Origin of the sequence: Rhizobium leguminosarum (genome assembly GCF_002953715.1) — a bacterium.
GTDB classification, from domain to species: Bacteria; Pseudomonadota; Alphaproteobacteria; order Rhizobiales; family Rhizobiaceae; genus Rhizobium; species Rhizobium leguminosarum_V.
Genome location: NZ_CP025012.1, coordinates 545,621 through 562,490, shown reverse-complemented (window position 1 = coordinate 562,490; position 16,870 = coordinate 545,621). Strand labels below are relative to the sequence as shown.

Here is a 16,870-nt window from a genome sequence, read left to right as displayed (position 1 = left end):
CGGGAAAATTGGCAATCCGTTGCGGCCATCAAGTCCGCCGGGCTTTCGCCCTGATGGCCGCAACGGTCTCCCCGAGAACCGGCGCAATCCGGGGCGAACTAGAGCAAGCCGAGCAAAAGGCCAGCGAAAAATGAACGGGGAAGACGAAATCGCAAACAGCTGCGAAAGAAGCGGTGCCAAAACGCAACAACCGCCGCCGACACCGAAGAGCCGGGAGAAAGCGGCATCGGCGTCGGGCAGCGGTGTGTCGGCCGCGCCATTTCCTGGCGCTGGTCTCAAAGTCCCCTCTGGACCTCTCGCAGAAGAGATGCAGAAAGCGTGCCAGATGGAAAATCAGGAAAAACAGCGCAAAAGCGCTTGTGACAGCCCTCCACCGTGAGGGATTTGCCTATGCGCTGGGCGGCTCTCCAAGCATTCGGTTGTTTTTTGCAACTTATTTGATCAAGCCAATGCGTAGCGCCTTGGCGACGGCCTGGGTGCGGTTGACCGTGTCGAGCTTCTTGGTAGCGCGGTTGAGGTAGTGATTGACCGTGTGCTCGGACAGGGTGAGGATTTCGGCGATTTCGGCACTGGTCTTGCCGGCCGCCGTCCAATTGAGGCAATCGATCTCGCGGTCGGTCAGCGTATCCGTCATGCGCGTATCGAGGTTGCGGATCTCGGCGAGCCTGTCGAAGACGTGGATGGCGATGTAGCACAGCTCCCGCATCTCTGCCGGGCTGAAGGGCTCGCGGTCGCCGGCGAAAGAGACGGCGCCGCGCAGGCCGGAGGGCTCATGCGTCGGGAAATAGGCGCAGCGCATCATCTTGAAACGTTCGAACAGGGAGGCAACGAGAATGGATTTGCCGTCGTCCCGCGACAAGTTCTGTCGTGTCATGTCGTAGAAGAAGGGCCGCGCGGATGTTCTGAGGCGCCTGAGGACCGGACTGTTCACCATCAGGCCTTCCTGGTCGTAGAGAGCCAGAAGCTCGGCCGGCCAGCTGGTAATGACGGTGCTGCCCTGAAGATCGAAGGAGGTGATCGGCGGCAGGTTGAGGACCATGAAGGCCCGGCTGCGATAGGCTTCCGTCACCCGTTTCATAAAACGGAAAATATCGAACTGGGTCTTCAGGCCCGCTATTTCCTTGATATAATCGTCTTCTTCCGTGGATGTTTGCGACAAGGGTGCCATCACATTTCTTCATCTTCGGCACAGCGGCCGGCAAACCATTTGCGAAACCTGCCCGCTATGGGTGTTTCGATTGCATCGGGGAACGACGATCGCTGGTTGGAATCGGCTTCAGCGTTGAGCGTTCGGCCGGTGACTGGTTGTAGATTTCGCGGACCGTTCTAGTTGTGGTGATTCGTCGGCAAATCTCAATATCGCGCTCATCATAAGCATGCTCTGCGATCGCGTCCAGCAGCGGGCCGATTGCAATTTTTCTCTCAGCGGCGCGGACCGAGACGGACGCGCATGCCTTCCATGATCCTCCCAGCCGCCAGCTGAACCGGAACGGCCCATTGGTGCAGAAGTTCCATCGACAACCGATAGGCCGGACCGGTAATCGAAATGCCCCCCATAAAGGTCCGATCCTCCGACCAGACGGGTGCGGCGACGCAGCAGATGCCGGCCTCATGCTCCTCGCGGTCGAAGGCATAGCCCTGATCGGCAATCTCGCGGATTTCGGCAAGCAGCGTTTCGGCCGAGATATGGGTCGAGGCGGTAAAGCTGGTGAAGCTCAGGCTGGCGACGAGATCGACGAGGCTTTCGGCCGGCAGCAGCGAAAGGGCCGCCTTGCCGACGCCGGTGCAGTAGCAAGGCGAAGCATTGCCGATCTGCGAATACATGCGCACCGGCTGGCGGCCTTCGACCTTATCGAGATAGATGATCGACTGGCCCCTGAGAACGCCGAGATGCACCGTCTCGCCGGTTGCCCGCTGCAGATCGGCGAGGTGCGGCTCGGCGATCAGGCGGAATTCGTTGCGCGCCCAGCTGCGCGCGGCAAAATCGAGCAGGCGCAGGCCGGGCGCATAGCGGCCGTCGCCATCGAGCTCCAGCAACCCCTCCTCCACCAGATGGCTCAGCTGGCGATGCAGTGTGCCGCGCGGCTGGCCGGCAAGGGCCAGGATATCGGTGAAACGCAGCGGCGCATCCGCATGAGTGACAAGATCGAGCAGAACCATCAGTTTGCCGAGCGTGCCGGTCTCACGTGCCTGTGCTGCGCCGCCGCCGTTTGAATCCATTGCATCATCCACCCTTGACAGAAAGGGCACTGTAATTCGATAATTCCATATAGTCAAATTAAGTTCCAAATAATGGAACAATGATACGGTCGGGAGGCGACGGTGACCATGATGCCAGCAGCACAATTTCCCGAGTTCAAAGACCGAGCCGTGCTCGTGACCGGCGGCGGATCGGGCATCGGTGCTGCGATCGTCGAAAGTTTCGCGCGCCAAGGCGCCAAGGTCTCGTTTATCGATATCGCCGAGGCCGCCGGCCGCGAGCTCGCCGAAAGGCTGTCGCAGGAGACCTTGCATCCGGTCTCCTTTCACCATGCCGACCTGCGCGACATCGAGGCGATCCGGCTTACGGTCGATAGCGTCATTGCCAGCTCAGGGCCGATCCGCGTGCTGGTCAATAATGCCGCCTGGGACGACCGCCATGAATTCGACGCGGTGACCGAGGCCTATTGGGACAACAACCAGGCGGTCAACCTCAAGCATGTGTTCTTCACCTCGCAGGCAGTCGTGCCGTCGATGCGGACGGCCGGCGGCGGGGCGATCATCAATATGTCGTCGATCGCCTTCAAGCTGAACATGGGCGGCTTTCCCGCCTATGCGGCGGCCAAGGCAGCGGTCGTCGGGCTGACGAAGAGCCTGGCGGGCAGGCTTGGGCCGGAGAACATCCGGGTCAACTGCATCCTGCCCGGCATGGTCGTCACCGAGCGGCAGATGCAGCACTGGCTTACCGAGGAGAGCATTGCGCGCTCGGTCGAGGACCAGTGCCTGAAGGTCGCGCTCAAACCCGATGCGATCGTCGGTCCCTGCCTGTTTCTTGCATCCGACTGTGCGGCGGCGATGACCGCCCAGTCCCTGATTGTCGATGGAGGCGTTCTGTAATGGCAAATCCCGCTTATGTCGCGGTGGACTGGGGCGCCAGCAGCTTTCGGCTGTGGCTGATGGGCAGGGACGGCACCGTCCTTGCCGAACGCCGTAGCGGCGAAGGCATGACGAGCGCGGCAAAAACCGGCTTTTCCGCCGTGCTTGCCGGCCATCTCACAGCCATCGAGGCGCCGGAAAACCTGCCGGTGATCATCTGCGGCATGGCCGGCGCACGGCAGGGCTGGGTCGAGGCCGGTTATATCGACGTGCCGACGCCGCTTGCCTCGATCCTGACCGCGGCGGTCTCCGTGCCCGGCGAAAGCCGCGACATCCGCATCCTGCCGGGCCTTGCCCAGCGGGACATGGCGACGCCGGACGTCATGCGCGGCGAAGAAACCCAGCTTCTCGGCGCGCTCGGCCGCGCAAGCTCCGGGGCGCAGGCGGTCTGCATGCCCGGCACGCATTCGAAATGGGTGCATGTGACGGACGCCAACGTCTCCGGCTTTTCGACCTTCATGACCGGCGAGCTTTTCGACGTCATCAGCAAACACACGATCCTTTCGCATGCCGTTGCCGGTGCGGAAGAGCAGCCGGCGGATGCGGCAGCCTTCGAGGCCGCCGTCTCGGCCGCTTTCGCACGCCCGGCCCTTGCCTCCAACCTGCTGTTTACCGCCCGCTCGGGCCAGCTCCTGCACGGGATTTCTGCCGCAGCGGCGCAAGCCCGGCTTTCCGGCACGCTGATCGGCCTCGAAATCGCCGGCGCGCTGCAAGATGCGGCAAACGGCACCGACATCACCCTCGTCGCCTCAGGGCGCCTGCAGGCGCTCTATGAACAGGCCTTCAAAACCCTCTCCCTTGCCTTCACCGCCATCGACGCCGACGCCGCCGTGCGCCGCGGGCTTTCGGCTGCCGCCGAAGCCATCTGGCCGAATTGAGAAAGCTGACACGATGAACCGTATCCCCTTCCCCGACATGAAGCGCCCGCTGATCGCCATCCTTCGCGGCATCCGGCCTGACGAGACCGAAAGCGTCGTCGGTGCTCTGATCGAAAATGGCCTGACGGCGATCGAGATCCCGCTCAACTCGCCGGAACCGTTCAAATCCATCGAGATCGCCGCGAAGATGGCGCCGGTCGAAGTGCTGATCGGCGCCGGCACGGTGCTGACCGTCGAGGCGGTCGACAGCCTGCATGCGGCCGGCGGCAAGCTGCTCGTCACCCCGAATGTCGAGCCCGAGGTGATCATCCGGGCGCGCGACTACGGCATGGTGACGATGCCGGGCGTCTTCACGCCGACCGAGGCGCTGGCGGCGGCGCGGGCCGGGGCCACCGGTCTCAAATTTTTTCCGGCCAGCGTGCTCGGCCCTTCCGGCATCACGGCGATCCGGGCAATCCTGCCGCCGGAGCTGATGATTGCCGCCGTCGGCGGTGTGTCGGATAAGAATTTCGGCGATTATACCAAGGCCGGCATCTTCGCTTTCGGCCTCGGCACCAGCATCTACAAACCCGGAATGACCGTGTCAGAGGTTGCCGAGCGCGCCAAGGCGACCATTTACGCCTATGATGCAGCCATTGGGAGCGTGAACGTATGACTGATATTTATGAGTTCGAAGGCAAAACACTTTGCAATACCAATTCCGTTCTCGGTGAAGGCCCGACCTATGATCCGGACAGCAATACCGTCTGGTGGTTCAACATCCTCGGCAAGGAACTGCATGAACTCAATCTTTCGACGGGCGCAAAAAAGGTGCATCCGCTGCCTGTGATGGCGAGCGTGCTTGCCCGCATCGACGCCGGGCGGCAGCTGATCGCGACCGAAGAAGGGCTTTTCGTGCGCGACGTCGCAAGCGGCAACCTCACCTTCTACGCCGCGCTCGAAAACGACAGGCCGGAAAACCGTTCGAACGACGGCCGCACGCATCCGTCCGGTGCGCTCTGGATCGGCACGATGAGCAAGCGGGCGGAAAACCAGGCCGGCGCCATCTATCACGTCGCTAGCGGCAAGGTGACGAAGATCTTCAACGGCATCAGCATCCCGAATTCGATCTGCTTCTCGCCTGACGGCACGATCGGCTATTATACGGATTCCCGGATCAACCGGCTGATGCGCGTCATGGTCGATCCGCTGACCGGCTTGCCCTCGGGCGAACCGATCGTGCTCGTCGACAGCATGAACGACCCCGGCGACATCGACGGCTCGGTGGTCGATGCCGACGGCTATCTGTGGAATGCGCGCTGGGGCGCCGGCGTCGTCGACCGCTACAGTCCGGACGGCCTGCGCATCTCGCGCTACAAGGTTCCTGCCGTCCAGCCCTCCTGCCCTGCCTTCATCGGCGTCAATGCCGACCGCCTGGCGGTAACGACCGCCTGGGAAGGGCTGGATGAGAATGCCCGTTCGGCGCAGCCCAGTGCCGGCGCTCTGCTGGAACTCGGCATCGACGTCAAAGGCGTGTTCGATCCCGTCTATGTGATCTGATTTTTGCTTGCCAGCGATGATCAAAGGCGCTCCTCACCGGGGCGCTTTTTCTCGTTTTGGTGGCCACTCATCGATAAATGTTCCGTGAAAATCGAGAAATTTTCCGTGTTTTCAACCGGAACCAATCACTCCACCAGTCATTTTCCCTTCGAACTGGCTCGGTAAAGAGACCTGAGACACAGGTGTTACCGGGTCAGCGATCACTAGAAAAAAAAGAAGGTAGGTTCGAAATGACACGCAAACTCTTGACGACCGTTGCCGCTGGCGCCCTGTTTGCCACGGCTTTCGCACCGGCAGCATTCTCGCAGACGGCTCCGCAGCCTGCGGACCCCGCCGCTCCGACCCAGGCGGCTCCCGCCGATCCGGCAGCACCGAAGCCGATGACGCCTGACGTCACCAAGCCCGCGGGCGATGCCGCACAGGCTCCGGCCGCAGCACCGACGGCAGATACGGCTCAGGCCGGCTATCTGACGGAGCAGTCTCCGGATCAGGTCAGCGCCAACACCTATATCGGACAGTCGGTCTATAACGGCAACAATGAAAGCATCGGCAGCGTCAACGACCTGATCCTGAAGAAGGACGGCGGCTTCGTTGCTGCAATCATCGGTGTCGGCGGCTTCCTGGGTATCGGCGAAAAGAACGTCGCCGTGCCGATGGAAAAGATCACCGTCGCCCAGAACACCCAGGACGGCAGCGTCAAGCTGACGACCAGCGAAACGTCTGAATCGCTGAAGGCCGCACCTGAGTTCAAGACGCTGGCAATGCTGGCGGCCGAAAAGGCTCCGGCTGCGACCGGTACCGATACCACGGCGACCGGCTCGACCACGCCTAAGTAATCCGTGCGCGGTAGTATAGCGTAGGCGATGGCGCTCCCAGGGGCGCCATCGCTTTATGCGCTGACACGCTCCATCACGGTCGGATCGTAATAGTTCTCGTGCAGGAAGCGCAGCGTGGCGATACCGTCCGCCGGACGGCCGAAATGATAGCCCTGGCCCATGCCGCAGCCGAGCGTGCGCAACTTCACTGCCTCGGCATAATCCTCGATGCCTTCCGCTACGACTTCCAGCTCCAGGCCCTCGCACATGGTAAGGATCGCCTTGATGATGTGTTCGGAGGCGCGATCGGAATTGATGCGCGAGACGAAGGCACGGTCGATCTTGATCTTGTCGAAGATGAAGTCGCGTAGCCGCCCGAGGCTCGACTGACCGGTGCCGAAATCGTCGAGCGAGATGCGTACACCGGCGGCGCGCAGATCGGCGATGATGCGATGAGCGGTATCGGCCGAACTCATCACCGCGGTCTCGGTGATCTCCAGTTCCAAGCGATGCGGATCGAAGCCGACGCGGCCGAGGATCGACAGGACGCTGCTGCTCGTGCCCGGATCCATCAGCTGGGCCGAGGAAAGATTGAACGACAGAAAGAGTTCGCGTGGCCAGGAAAGTGCTGCTTCGGCGGCTTTACGCAGCAACGCCTCCGACAGCGCATCGATGAAGCCGCGCTCTTCGGCGAGCGGCACGAAGACACCGGGCGAGACGAAGCCGAGATCGGGGTCGTTCCAGCGGGCGAGCGCCTCGAAGCCGACGACCTGATTGTTGGACAGCGAGACGATCGGCTGGAAATGCACGTCGATCGCATCCGAGATGATGGCGTTTCTGAGCGCCTGCTCCAGCTGCGTGGCGCGCTTCATTTCCTGCGCGATCTCGCGCGAATAGACGGTGATCTGGCCGCGGCCGCGGCGCTTGGAACGGTAGAGGGCGGTCTCGGCGCTCTTCAGCAGTTCCTCGCAATCCTCTCCGGCGAACGGATAGATGGAGAAGCCGAGGGAAGCGGAGAGACGGACGTTGCGGTCACCGAGGTCATAGGGAGCCGATAGCACCTCGCGGATCATCTGGCCGAATTTCTCGGCACTCGCCCGCTCGAAGATCAACGGCAGCACGAAGGCGAATTCGTCGCCATCATGGCGGGTCACAAGCGCGCCATCAGGAATACAGGCCCTGAGACGATGGGCGACCTGGCAGAGGATTTCATCGCCGGCCGTCGAGCCGAACAGATCGTTGATCGGCTTGAAGCTGTCGAGGTTGACGATGCCGATGGTGAAGGGGGCCGGATCGCTGGCGCGCTCGGAAGAGATCTGCAAGACCTTGTCCCGCATGCGATTGCGGTTGCCCAATCCGGTCAGCGGATCGGTATAGGCCATCGCCTGAAGCTCATTCTGACCCACGGTCAAGAAAGCTATTTCCGCCGATTTCATCATGCAAACCCGAGCTTCCCCCGCAGCCATGCAAAAGAATGACCGGCATGTCTTAACAATTCGATAGGAAATCAGCGGCCTCTGCCGCCTGAAACGCCCAAAATCTAGGGAGTTGACGGGTATCGCCGGCTAGTTTCGCGCCCGCATAGGTTCGTCCATTAGGTACTTCTGAAACACCGTCTCAAGCATGTCGGGGCTGACGGGTTTCATGATGACGTCGTCCATGCCTGATTTGACACATTCGGCGCGGTCGCGCTCGAAGGCCTGGGTGAGCACGCCGATGATCGGGGTGCGGGTGCCGTCGCCGTTTTCCTCCATCTGCCGGATGAGGCGGGCGGCCTCGAAGCCGTTGAAACCCGGCAGGGAAATATCCATCAACACGATCTGCGGCCGGTGCTCGGCCCAGAGGCGCACTGCCTCGTCGCCAGTCGCTGCCAACATATGGCGGTAGCCAAGGCCTTCCAGGATCTGCGAGAAGACGATCTGGTTGATATCGTTGTCTTCGGCCACGAGAATCTGCAGGCCGACCACATCGTCGGAAATGCTGATTTCCCAATCCGTATCCGAACCGGCGGCGCTGCGGCTGTTGCGATTGAAATGCCGGGCGATCTGGAATGTGAGCTCGTTGGCGATCTGGAAACCGTCCATGACGAGCGCCGGGATGCCGTATTGCTCGGCAAGCTCGAGGCAGCGCATGCCCATCTGATTATCGATGATCAAGAGATCGAGCGAGATGCCGGAGGAGGTGGCGATTTCCAGGAACCGCTCCTCTTCGTCCTCGCCGCGGACCGAGCAGGATTCGAAGCCGTATTTCGTCAGCGTCCGCAGCGCGGCGGTCTCGGCTGCGAGGTCGGCAGTGACGACAAGGACCTTGCGGCCGGAGAAATTCTCCGGAACGATCGCTTCCATCGCCGCCGGTTCGCGCCGCTCGACGCCGGTTGGTACCGGCACATAGGCCCGGCGGTAGCTTTGATTGCTGGAGGCGGTGATCGCGGACGCTTGGCCGAACTCGTCGAGATCGGCGCCGTCGCGCGGCAGGTCCTGCATGGTCGATACCAGGAAATAGCGGCCGGGCTTGCCGATGCGGTGCTTGCGGCTGACGATGTCGCGCTCGGTGCCGTCGCGGGAGATCTGACGCTGGCGGGAGACGGACATCTCGCCGGTCTCCAGCACGTGGCGATCGCTCTCCTCGAAACGCTTGGCGATCTCCTCTGAAAAAAGATCACCGCTCTTGCGCCCGAGCACCTCGTCGGCGCTCGTCTGATATTTCTCGCAGAAGGCGAGATTGACCGCGACATAGGTGAGGTTGCGGTCCTTGACGAAGAGCGGGAACGGCAGATTGTCGAGAATGTCCTCGGTCAGCTGCACGCGCTCCAGATCCGAGCGCCATTGCTCTTCGCGCTTCTTGTTTTCGGAAATGTCGGAGATGATGGTGACGCCGTAACCACCCGGCAGCCTGCGCTTGACGAAGCGGACCCAGCTGTCGGCGCCGTGGCGCTCGACGGCGTCGAAGCGCTCGCGCCAATGCGAGGCGATTTTCTGCGACAGCCAGTCCTCGCGGCTCAGCGAGCCGCCCTGCCTGACATCATACTGCTGGCGAATGCCGGTGTCGTACATCGCACCGAGGAAATCGCGAAGCCGCGTGCCCGGCTTCAGCATTTCGGCGGGCAGCGGAAAGAATTCGAGCGTCTGGCGGCTTGCGAAGATCAGATGATCGTTCTTGTCGTAGATGATGAAAGCTGCGGAAAGGCTGTCGCACACCACATCGAAAAGCGCCGTCTGCAGATCGGCCTCGGCGGGAGACCCATCGATTTCTGATGATGTGTCCGCCTTTTCGAAGCCGGCACTCATTCCATTGCGTCCCACATCTGTTCGATTTCACAGCTTCCGGAAGTATGTGATTAGAAATGCCATTTTTATGTTAAAACCGGCTTAACACTAGGCACCACCAAATTCGCGGACGGCCGTGATCACGCTTTGGGAAAGCGCATCGAAACCCCTTCCCTCCGGCCCGCGAATCCCCGAAAATAGCCCATGGCCATCAGACAGCTTTCCGAAACGCTCATCAACCAGATCGCCGCCGGCGAAGTCATCGAACGACCGGCGAGCGCTGCCAAGGAACTGATCGAAAACGCACTCGACGCGGGCGCGACGCGCATCGAAATCGCCACGGCTGGCGGCGGCAAGGCGCTGCTGCGCGTCAGCGACAACGGCTCGGGCATGGACGCGGCCGATCTGGAACTGGCGGTCAGGCGCCACTGCACCTCGAAGATATCGGAGACGCTCGAGGATATCCGCACGCTCGGCTTCCGTGGTGAGGCGCTGCCCTCGATCGGCTCGGTCGCAAGGCTCAGCATTGCAAGCCGCAGGCGCGACAGCGCCGGCGGCCACGAGATCGCCGTGACCGGCGGCAAGATCGCGCATATGCGCCCGGCTGCCGCCAATCCCGGGACGATCGTCGAAGTGCGCGACCTGTTCTTTGCCACACCGGCCCGGCTCAAATTCCTGAAGACGGAGAAGGCCGAGGCCGGCGCCATCACCGAGATCGTCAAGCGCATGGCGATCGCCTTTCCGGCGGTACGCTTCGTGCTGTCGGGCTCGGACCGCACGACACTGGAATTTCCGGCAACCGGCGACGACCATCTGGCGCGCATGGCGCAGGTGCTTGGCAAGGAATTCCGCGACAACGCCATTGCGCTCGACGCCGAGCGCGAAGAGATCTCGCTGACCGGCTTTGCAGGCGTGCCGACCTTCAATCGCGGCAACTCCGCCCATCAATACGCCTTCGTCAACGGCCGGCCGGTGCAGGACAAGCTGATCCTCTCGGCGATCCGCGGCGCCTATGCCGAGACGATCCCATCCGGACGCTATCCGGTGGCGGTGCTGTCGATCACGCTCGATCCCGCTCTCGTCGACGTCAACGTGCATCCGGCAAAGTCCGACGTGCGGTTCCGCGATCCTGGCCTGGTGCGCGGCCTGATCGTCGGCGCCATCCGCGAGGCCTTGGCGCGCGACGGCAGCAGGGCGGCAACGACCGGGGCGAGCGACATGCTGCGCTCCTTCCGCCCCGGCTTCCAGCCGAATAGCCAGCGGCCGCAGGGCGGATGGTCGGCCGAAACGTCGCCCTCCCGGCCCTATCAGCCGACAACGGGTTTCGGCGAGCGGCCACAGGCGTCCTTCGACGGACTTTCGATGCCGACGGCGCGGGCCGAGCCGCAGTTTTCGCCGCAGCCGGCAGCACCCGAACCAAACGCACGGTATCCGCTCGGCGCGGCGCGGGCGCAGATCCACGCAAACTATATCGTCGCCCAGACCGAGGACGGGCTCGTCATCGTCGACCAGCATGCCGCGCATGAGCGGCTGGTCTTCGAAGCGATGCGCAAGGCGCTGCATTCCAAGCGGCTGGCCTCGCAGGTGCTGCTCATCCCCGAGATCGTCGATATTCCGGAAGAGGATTGCGACCGGCTAATGCAGCATGCGGCCGAGCTTTCCGAACTCGGCCTGGCGATCGAGCGTTTCGGCCCCGGCGCGATCGCCGTGCGCGAGACGCCGGCAATGCTCGGCGAGGTCGATGCGCATGGGCTGATCCGCCAGCTTGCCGACGAGATTGCCGAATGGGACACGGCGTCGGGCCTATCGGCCAAGCTCGAATATGTGGCGGCGACCATGGCCTGCCACGGATCGGTGCGCTCCGGACGGCGGCTGCGACCGGAGGAAATGAACGCGCTGCTGAGAGAAATGGAAGTGACGCCCGGCTCCGGCCAGTGCAATCACGGCCGGCCGACCTATATCGAATTGAAGCTCAGCGATATCGAGCGGCTTTTCGGCAGAAGCTAAAAAAGCTGGAAAAGCGGCCCTTGCGGGAGTATGGCAGACTAAAGCGTGTCGCGATCTTTCAGATTCGCTTGCCACGCTTTAGGGCTTTGGTGTTCCGCATGTCGTGATCGCAAAACCGCGGCACACTTTTGCGCGACATGCTCTAATGACAGACGGCAGGGAACGGAGCGCATGAATTTGTTCGAAGGGCACGGAAACCGCGAAGCGAAGATCCGGTATCTCGATGGCGATTTCCAGATTCTCTCGCCCGGCTCCTATGTCGTCTGCGCGATGACGGGGAAACAGATCCCGCTCGACGAATTGCGCTACTGGAGCGTCGCCCGGCAGGAGCCCTATGCCGACGTGATCTCGGCCATCGATGCCGACAAACGCGCCGGCGTGCTGCCGAACCAGCGGCGCTAGAGCCTTTCAGCTTTTCGTGGAATTGCAGAACTGCTCTGGCTTTTTACGCAATTCCCGGCAAAACCGCTTCGCGCTTTGCCTGGGAAAACCCTTTTCACACTTTTCCTGGAACTGCCTTAGCCGCAGTTTTGATCTCCCGCAGGCGCCGCTCGCGGCAGGCGACGATCGCCCGGTCGATGATGAGGCTGGGGGCGAGGTGATCCTCGAATACCATGTCGACCTCGATCACCCGGCTCTTTTCGGCGAGCTGCGCCGCCTTGCCGGGATGGCCGGAGAGGCGGACGAAATCCTTGGAGGTGGTAACGATCAAGAGACCTTGACGCTCGGCAGTCGTCAGGATGTCGTCGATCTCCTCCTCGGTCAGATGCTCGTGATCGCCGAAGGACTTGGCGACGGTGATTTCGGCGCCGCGGGATTCGACCGTGCGGAAGAATTTGGCGGGATCGGCGATGCCGGCGAAGGCGAGCACCTTCGTGCCGGCCAGCGTATTGTCGCCGCGCACTTTCAGCGATGCGGTGAAATAGGGCTTTGCCGCGCGCGCCGCCATGCGGACGATCTTGTCGGCGGCATTGCCGCCGCCGACCTTGAGCAAGGCGGTCGCAGAACGCAGCTGCTGGCGGATCGGCGCGCGGACCGGCCCGCCCGGCACGATGTGGCCGTTGCCGAGGCCGCGGGTCGCGTCGATGACGAGCAGGGCATAGTCGATCGCCAGCCTGGCGCTTTGAAAACCGTCATCCATGATGATGAGATCGGCACCCTCCGCCACCAGACGCGCGGCACCCTCGACGCGCCGGCGGGAAATCACCGTCAGCGCTTCCTGGGCAAGCAGCAACGGCTCGTCGCCGACGGCGCCCGCCCGGTGATGATCGGGGTCGACCACCGTCGTCACATCCAGCGAGCCGCCGTAACCCCTGCTGAGAAAGCCGGGTTTCAGCCCCTTCGCCTTGGCGGCACGGGCGATCGTCAGCGCCGTCGGCGTCTTGCCGGCGCCACCAACGGTGAAATTGCCGACACAGATGACCGGAACCGGAACAGAGGCGCGGCGGGCATAGGCCATACGGTGGCCGGCGATACGGCCATAGAGAAAAGAAAGCGGCAGCAGCAGCCAGGCCCGCCAATCGGCTTTCCTCCACCAGAACGGTGGCGCTTCAGATATCATCTTGCCGTCCCGCTCCCCTGCCCGGCTTGTTCTCACGCAATCCCTTGGGAAAGTCGCTGCGCGCTTTTCCCGGCAAAACCGCTGTGCACTTTTGCTGGAATTGCTTTAGCCACAGCCAGTCCCCTGCTTTTCGACCGGCCGGATTGAGAAGCCAAAACCTGAAAAAATGCAAGCCCTTACAGCACCGCGCCTCCGATGGGACGCGTCAAGGACGCTCTATGACTTTGAACCGGCACTTAACCCCGAAAATCGATTCCGATTTTCGGGGTTAAGTGCCGGGGGTCAGGCCGGCTGCAGGTCCGGCAGCAGGGTCTCGATGGCGGTGATATCGTCGAGCACGTGATCGGCTGCGGCGGCAAGCGTCTCCCGTGAACCGGTGCCGGTCAGCACCGCGATCCGCAGCCCCGTCCCGGCATTCAGACCCATATGCAGATCGTGGTTGTTGTCGCCGACCATGGCGACCTCGGCTGGCGAAAGACCGGTCGCGGCGCAGAAGCCGAGCACCATGCCGGGCTCCGGCTTGACGCCGAAACCGCTGTCGTAGCCGGCGATGTAATCGATGTAGCTGGCAAAACCGAAGCGTTCCGCCGTCTGGCGGATCGATCGTTCATTGTCACTGGAGGCGACACCGAGCTTGAAGCCGCGCCGATGCAGCCGGGCGAAGAAACCGGCAAGGTCGGTCACCGGCACGGAAAATTCGGCGGCGCTGGAAAAGAGCTCGTCGAGGCGGACCGTCAGTTCGCTGACATCGACCATCGAGCCCGCGGCAACGAGACCCTCGGCGATCTGGCGGGTGTTGCCGGCGGCAAGCAGGCTGTCGGGAACGATATGGCCGGTCGCCGGATCCATGCCGCAGGCGGAAAGCAGCCGGTTGGCGAGAAGCTCATCCCCCTGGGCTGCGATGCGGGCAAGCTCGCGGTTGACCGGCAGCCAGCTCTCGTCATAGTCGAGAAGCGTGCCGTCCTTGTCGAAGAGAATGCCTTTGATAGGCGCTGCAACCGACATCATATCTCCTCAGACCTGGGCCACGGCCTTGGGCAGCAGCCGCGCCTTCACCGTCAGCGGATTGATATAGGGTTCCAGCCCCTTCACTGTCGCAGTCAGCGCGCCGCGCATTTCGTGCACGGCGGTGATGCCGGCCTCGATCATATTGCGGCGGGCCTCGTCGTTGGTCAGCAGGTAATGCACGCCCTTGGCCAGCATTTCGGTATCGCGCACCATGCGAGCGCTGCCGCTGCGGGCAAGCTTCTGATAGGCATCGCGGAAATTCTGCACATGGCCGCCGGACAGAATGGCGCAGCCGAGCATGGCGGGCTCCAGCGGATTCTGGCCGCCTTCGGCAAAGAGCGAGCGGCCGACGAAGGCGATTTCCGTCAGTCTCAAATAGAGGCCCATTTCGCCGATCGTATCGCCGAGGAAGATATCGACGTCGGCGGACAAGATATCGTCGCGGGTGCGGCGCGCGACCTTCAGCCCTTGCTTGACCAGGGCCGCCTCGATCTCGTCGCTGCGCTCGGGGTGGCGCGGCACGATGATCGTCAATTGACGATCGCGCTCCCTGAGCGCCCGGTGAACGATGGCGGCAGCATTCTCCTCGCCGTCGAAGGTCGAGATCGCCGCCCAGGTCTTGCGCTCGCCGATCTGTTTCTTATAGCGGGCGAAGACAGCGCTGTCATAAGGCGGTGCGTCGGTATCGACCTTCAGGTTGCCCGAGGTGATCACAGGGACAGCGCCGAGATCGCGGAAACGTTCGGCGTCGACATCCGACTGGGCGATGACGAGGGCAAGATTCTCGAACAAGGCTTCGGCGATCGCCGGGCGGCGGCGCCAGCGGGCAAAGGAGCGGTCCGACATGCGGGCATTGATCAGGATCTGCGGAATACGGCGGTGGCCGAGTTCCAACACCGTTGCCGGCCAGATCTCGGATTCGGCGATGATGGCGCAATCGGGCTGCCAATAATCGAGGAAACGGCTGACGGAGGGCTTCAGGTCGAGCGGCACATATTGATGGATCGCTTCCTGGCCGAGGCGCTCGGCGGCGAGCTTGGCGGAGGTGATGGTGCCGGTCGTCAGGATGACATGAATATCGCGGCGGCGGATTTCGCGGATCAACGGAATGACGGCATTGGTTTCACCGACGCTTGCGGCATGAAACCAGAGGAGCGGGCCCTGCGGCCGGTTGGCGCTCGGATAGCCAAAACGTTCCAGGCGGCGGGCCCGGTCTTCCTTGCCCTTGGCCGTGCGGTAGGTGATATAGAGGCCGACCACAGGAGAGGCCACGGTTCCCGCCAGACGGTATGCGTTCAGACCGAAGCGCGCCATCCGGGAGCTCATTGCGCCAGCCTCCGATCAAAACCGATCGACATCAAACCCATTCCCTAATTATCGTTGCGGCCGCAATGGCCGATTAATTTGTTCAGAATGCGTCCAACAATCCGGATCGACGGGCGCCCGATGCACCAAAGCCCCGCTCGACGAGCGGCCGGCCGGCGACACTTGCCAGGTCAGTTGCCCGTGGCCTTTTCCTGCGGATCGAGCAAACGATGCATGTGGACGATGAAGTAGCGCATGTGCGCATTGTCGACCGTCTGCTGCGCCTTCGCCTTCCAGGCCGTCAGCGCCGTGGCATAATCCGGGAAAATGCCGACGATATCGAGACCCTGCAGATCACGGAACTGGACGTCATCGAGGCTTTCCAGTTCGCCGCCAAAAACGAGATGCAAAAGTTGCTTCTTGTCACCGGATTCAGTCATTTTTTGTTCTCTTTCTGCCTATTCTCCTCCGCCACCCATCTGCGGGATTTTGACGGAAACGTCAACTGTCTCGTCGCCCCGCAAAGGCCGCGAGGAATTCGCCGAGGCGAGGTGTTGGGGCCGCGCAGAGGACCTTGTGGGTGACTTCGGCACGGTTGTAGACTATCGGCTGGCCTTCGATGTCGACGAGGCCGCCGCCGGCACAGACAAGGATCAGATCGGCGGCAGCAAGGTCCCAATCATGTGAATTGCCCTTGACGAAGGTGCCTTCGAGACGACCATCCGCCACCATGGTGATGCGATAGGCGAGCGAGGGAATGTATGTCTCGCGCGTCACCCGGTCGCGGAACTCCGTCGGAAAGGTCTTCAGCAGGTCGTCGCCGATCGCAAGGCGGCTCATCTCTTCCGGTCCGGCGGCCGAAACGGTGAAGGGCACGCCGTTCTTCAGCGCCACGCCGCCCTCAACCGCCTCATAGAGCTCCTCGAGCGCCGGGGCATAGAGCACGCCGGCCACCGGCCGGCCGCGATGAACCACCGCGACGCTGACGCACCAGACCTTCTGCCCGCCGAGGAAGGCGCGTGTGCCGTCGATCGGATCGATGATGAACAGTGTCTCGCGTGAGAGACGGTCGGCATCGTCGTCGGTTTCCTCCGACAGCCAGCCATAATCCGGCCGAGCCTTGCGCAGGATGGTCTCGAGCGTCTTGTTTGCAGCGAAATCGGCAGCGCTGACGGGAGACCGGTCCCCGTTCTTCCACCAGACCTCGGGAGACTGGTTGAAGAAGCCGAAAGCGACGGCGCCCGCCTCTCTCGCAGCATCGGCGATTAGCGTGAGATCGCTCTGCCAGCCGGCCTTTTCCTTGTCGCTCATCCCGTCAATCCGTTTCTGAACTATCGCTAGAGCATGATGTCGTCC

The 16,870-nt window shown here is 62.4% G+C and carries 16 protein-coding genes; 7 read left to right on the top strand and 9 right to left on the bottom strand.

Features of this window, described 5'->3' with window-relative positions; translation table 11 throughout:
- Window positions 1-433: 433 nt before the first annotated feature.
- Together CUJ84_RS02765 and CUJ84_RS02760 are read right to left on the bottom strand one after the other, a co-directional pair.
- A complete protein-coding gene (locus tag CUJ84_RS02765; RefSeq protein WP_105005097.1) occupies window positions 434-1,168 on the bottom strand; it encodes a helix-turn-helix transcriptional regulator in 735 nt (244 codons plus the stop codon).
- A 254-nt stretch (window positions 1,169-1,422) separates the two neighbouring features.
- Window positions 1,423-2,220 carry an IclR family transcriptional regulator gene (locus CUJ84_RS02760; protein ID WP_105005096.1) on the bottom strand — a complete coding sequence of 266 codons (798 nt, stop codon included), beginning with the start codon at window positions 2,218-2,220 and terminating at the stop codon, window positions 1,423-1,425.
- A 108-nt stretch (window positions 2,221-2,328) separates the two neighbouring features.
- On the opposite strand from CUJ84_RS02760, the gene CUJ84_RS02755 reads away from it, so the two are divergent.
- From CUJ84_RS02755 to CUJ84_RS02735, 5 genes are all read left to right on the top strand, one after another.
- Complete coding sequence (locus tag CUJ84_RS02755; RefSeq protein WP_199788813.1) at window positions 2,329-3,096, top strand: SDR family NAD(P)-dependent oxidoreductase; 768 nt, start codon at window positions 2,329-2,331, stop codon at window positions 3,094-3,096.
- Entirely contained in the window at window positions 3,096-4,013 is a 918-nt protein-coding gene (locus CUJ84_RS02750; RefSeq protein WP_105005095.1) for a 2-dehydro-3-deoxygalactonokinase, read from the top strand. The genes CUJ84_RS02755 and CUJ84_RS02750 overlap by 1 nt, the downstream gene beginning before the upstream one ends.
- A 13-nt stretch (window positions 4,014-4,026) precedes the next feature.
- Window positions 4,027-4,668, top strand: a complete 642-nt coding sequence (locus CUJ84_RS02745) for a 2-dehydro-3-deoxy-6-phosphogalactonate aldolase (RefSeq protein WP_105005094.1) — start codon at window positions 4,027-4,029, stop codon at window positions 4,666-4,668.
- Entirely contained in the window at window positions 4,665-5,552 is an 888-nt protein-coding gene (locus CUJ84_RS02740) for an SMP-30/gluconolactonase/LRE family protein (RefSeq protein ID WP_018495074.1), read from the top strand. Before CUJ84_RS02745 ends, CUJ84_RS02740 begins: the two co-directional genes overlap by 4 nt.
- Before the next feature lie 230 nt (window positions 5,553-5,782).
- Window positions 5,783-6,388 carry a PRC-barrel domain-containing protein gene (locus CUJ84_RS02735; protein ID WP_105005093.1) on the top strand — a complete coding sequence of 202 codons (606 nt, stop codon included), beginning with the start codon at window positions 5,783-5,785 and terminating at the stop codon, window positions 6,386-6,388.
- Between the two features lie 53 nt (window positions 6,389-6,441).
- On the opposite strand, the gene CUJ84_RS02730 is transcribed toward CUJ84_RS02735, so the two are convergent.
- Window positions 6,442-7,806, bottom strand: coding sequence for a putative bifunctional diguanylate cyclase/phosphodiesterase (locus CUJ84_RS02730; protein ID WP_105005092.1), 1,365 nt, complete (start codon window positions 7,804-7,806; stop codon window positions 6,442-6,444).
- 126 nt (window positions 7,807-7,932) lie between these two features.
- On the bottom strand, window positions 7,933-9,654 hold the full coding sequence (locus CUJ84_RS02725; RefSeq protein ID WP_105005091.1) for a response regulator: 1,722 nt from the start codon (window positions 9,652-9,654) through the stop codon (window positions 7,933-7,935).
- Window positions 9,655-9,837: 183 nt separating this feature from the next.
- Between CUJ84_RS02725 and mutL the strand changes: the two genes are divergently transcribed.
- Window positions 9,838-11,640, top strand: a complete 1,803-nt coding sequence (gene mutL / locus CUJ84_RS02720; RefSeq protein WP_105005090.1) for a DNA mismatch repair endonuclease MutL — start codon at window positions 9,838-9,840, stop codon at window positions 11,638-11,640.
- 171 nt (window positions 11,641-11,811) lie between these two features.
- A complete protein-coding gene (locus CUJ84_RS02715; RefSeq protein WP_003545832.1) occupies window positions 11,812-12,042 on the top strand; it encodes a DUF2093 domain-containing protein in 231 nt (76 codons plus the stop codon).
- A 94-nt stretch (window positions 12,043-12,136) separates the two neighbouring features.
- On the opposite strand, the gene lpxK is transcribed toward CUJ84_RS02715, so the two are convergent.
- The 5 genes from lpxK to CUJ84_RS02690 form a co-directional block, all read right to left on the bottom strand.
- Window positions 12,137-13,201, bottom strand: coding sequence for a tetraacyldisaccharide 4'-kinase (lpxK, locus tag CUJ84_RS02710; RefSeq protein WP_105005089.1), 1,065 nt, complete (start codon window positions 13,199-13,201; stop codon window positions 12,137-12,139).
- A gap of 282 nt (window positions 13,202-13,483) precedes the next feature.
- Window positions 13,484-14,206 carry an HAD family hydrolase gene (locus CUJ84_RS02705; protein ID WP_105008065.1) on the bottom strand — a complete coding sequence of 241 codons (723 nt, stop codon included), beginning with the start codon at window positions 14,204-14,206 and terminating at the stop codon, window positions 13,484-13,486.
- Between the two features lie 9 nt (window positions 14,207-14,215).
- Window positions 14,216-15,535 carry a lipid IV(A) 3-deoxy-D-manno-octulosonic acid transferase gene (gene waaA, locus CUJ84_RS02700; protein ID WP_105005088.1) on the bottom strand — a complete coding sequence of 440 codons (1,320 nt, stop codon included), beginning with the start codon at window positions 15,533-15,535 and terminating at the stop codon, window positions 14,216-14,218.
- 170 nt (window positions 15,536-15,705) lie between these two features.
- Window positions 15,706-15,954, bottom strand: a complete 249-nt coding sequence (locus CUJ84_RS02695) for a DUF4170 domain-containing protein (protein WP_105005087.1) — start codon at window positions 15,952-15,954, stop codon at window positions 15,706-15,708.
- Window positions 15,955-16,015: 61 nt separating this feature from the next.
- On the bottom strand, window positions 16,016-16,825 hold the full coding sequence (locus tag CUJ84_RS02690) for a 3'(2'),5'-bisphosphate nucleotidase CysQ (protein ID WP_105005086.1): 810 nt from the start codon (window positions 16,823-16,825) through the stop codon (window positions 16,016-16,018).
- Window positions 16,826-16,870: the final 45 nt, after the last annotated feature.